At 58.5% G+C, this 270-nt stretch carries 1 rRNA gene; it reads left to right on the plus strand.

Annotation, left to right across the window (positions count from 1 at the left end):
* The first annotated feature begins 103 nt into the window (after positions 1 to 103).
* A 5S ribosomal RNA gene (rrf, locus tag ACL06G_RS21545) occupies positions 104 to 220 on the plus strand.
* Positions 221 to 270: the final 50 nt, after the last annotated feature.

The raw sequence follows: 270 nt of genomic DNA on the forward strand, positions 1-270 counted from the left end.
ACCGCAACCGGTCGAGGATCCTGTTTCGTCCGAGCTATGCGCACTGTTGGTGTGTGTGGTTCCGGGCGGTGGGGTTTTCCTGGTTTTGTGTGTTTCATAGTGTTTCGGTGGTTATAGCGTGAGGGAAACGCCCGGTTACTTTCCGAACCCGGAAGCTAAGCCTTTCAGCGCCGATGGTACTGCGAGGGGGACCTCGTGGGAGAGTAGGACGCCGCCGAACAATTTTTGAGATGGGGAGCCCCGTCGGTCATCGACCGACGGGGCTTCTCG

This window comes from Streptomyces callyspongiae (assembly GCF_047200695.1).
Classification (GTDB): Bacteria; Actinomycetota; Actinomycetes; order Streptomycetales; family Streptomycetaceae; genus Streptomyces.